The sequence below is a fragment of the Chamaesiphon sp. VAR_48_metabat_403 genome, from assembly GCF_031422475.1.
Taxonomy (GTDB): Bacteria; Cyanobacteriota; Cyanobacteriia; order Cyanobacteriales; family Chamaesiphonaceae; genus Chamaesiphon.
Map to the genome: position 1 here is coordinate 1 of NZ_JANPLS010000202.1, position 1,734 is coordinate 1,734.

The 1,734-nt window shown below is 45.6% G+C and carries 1 protein-coding gene and 2 pseudogenes; 2 read left to right on the forward strand and 1 reads right to left on the reverse strand.

The annotated features are described in order from the left end of the window. Window positions 1-80: 80 nt before the first annotated feature. Window positions 81-941 (forward strand): annotated as a pseudogene (locus RMO79_RS09490) (DNA adenine methylase); the annotation flags it as partial. Then, window positions 884-1,489: a hypothetical protein gene (locus tag RMO79_RS09495; RefSeq protein ID WP_310482885.1), complete on the forward strand. Its 606-nt coding sequence runs from the start codon at window positions 884-886 to the stop codon at window positions 1,487-1,489. The pseudogene RMO79_RS09490 and the gene RMO79_RS09495, both read left to right, overlap by 58 nt. A 36-nt stretch (window positions 1,490-1,525) precedes the next feature. Here RMO79_RS09495 and RMO79_RS09500 read toward each other — a convergent pair. After that, window positions 1,526-1,734: pseudogene (locus RMO79_RS09500) on the reverse strand (hypothetical protein); the annotation flags it as partial.

The window sequence follows — 1,734 nt, forward strand, 5'->3', positions numbered from 1 at the left end:
CTATCTTTGGGTCTATTTATATAACTTTAATCAAAACTAGAGACTATGGGAAAATCGAACGCGAAGCGCGCCGCTAGGCAGTCGCATTTGGCTGGTATGGCGGGAAGTATAGCCACCTCGACTGGCTGCTACCCCTACTACCACCATCACAACATTTTTGCGACGTATTTGGTGGCTCCGCTGCTGCGATCATCAATCGCCCTCTATCTCCCGTTGAAACTTACAACGATATCCACAGCGAAGTCGTGAATTTTTTTCGCGTCCTCCGCGACCAAAAGGAGCGCTTGATAGAAGCCATCGGTTTAACACCTTTCTCTCGTGAAGAACTAGCATTAGCAAGCCAACGCCAGACGGAAGGAATTACCGAACTAGAACGCGCTCGGCGTTTTTTCGTGTGTGCTAGACAAGTGCGAACCGGACTCGCTCAAACATCCAGCGCTGGACGTTGGGCGCATTGCCTATTAACCAGTCGCGCTGGAATGTCAGGTGCGGTGTCTCGGTGGCTCGGTAGTATCGACGATTTATCACTCATCGCTCAAAGACTATTGCGCGTTCAAATCGAGAATGCACCCGCGATCGATGTCATCCGACGGTATGATAGTGCGGAAACTCTATTTTATTGCGACCCACCTTACCCACACGGTGCCCGTGGCGATTCCAAAGCATACGCACATGAAATGACCGATACAGATCATCGAGAACTCGCAGCAGTACTCAGGAATGTCCAAGGAAAAGTCGCTTTATCGAGTTATCATTGCGATTTGATGGATGAATTATATAGTGACTGGTATATCGTTGAATCCCCCACAAAAATCTGTCATTCGGTTAAATCAGCACGGACTGAAGTACTGTGGACGAACTACGAACCACCGAAGGAAATAGCATGGACACACCACCAGAAATCCTCGCAATCGCGCTCCAAAGAGCCAACACTGACATAACTAATTCGATCGTAAATAATGAGGTTGTTCGCCAAAGAGTAGAATTAATTTGTCGCAATATTCGCAATAAGGCTTTATCTCGGTTGATATTATCCTGTTGTTTGGCAAAGATTCACAAACCACAAATAGATATTCGTAAACCATACACAGAAATTGATGGCACCGATACATTTTCTGGTCGTACTTATGATGAAGCGTATATCGGACAATTCATCGCCGAGCATCGTCTTCCCTGCAATACCACAACTGCATTCCTCACACCCGCACTCCGCAACCGCAGCGAACCACTCACGCCAAATACTAACCTAGTCGGACGACCACCAGAACTTTACAAAGCGGCTCTACAATTACTTGATGATGTTCATACAGGAACAGTAAGTGCTGATGATTTATTAGCTGAAAGCATTCGTGTCTTACTGATTGTCAAGCATGAAAATCAGCAGCGGATTGAAACACTTTTGGCCGAATACGCGGAAATCATCGAGATCGATCTTAATACAATTACCGAACCGATCGTCGCCGCTCCCAACGACCCCGACAATATCTAAAACTCACATGCTCATAATGGTTATCTGTTCGATGCACTAAGAATTCAAACTATCCAATTCATCTTGGTAGGATTGAATCTCTTGTTGAAATTCTTCAAATTGTGGATCTGTCTTGAATATTCCCGCAGATTTCAACCATCCCCGATCTTGCTCTCTGTGATGGTTCATGGGCAATTCTAGCGAAATTACTTCGACTGTCTCTAGTTTCTCGATCAGATTGGTTCGCAGACTACTAATAGCCTGTT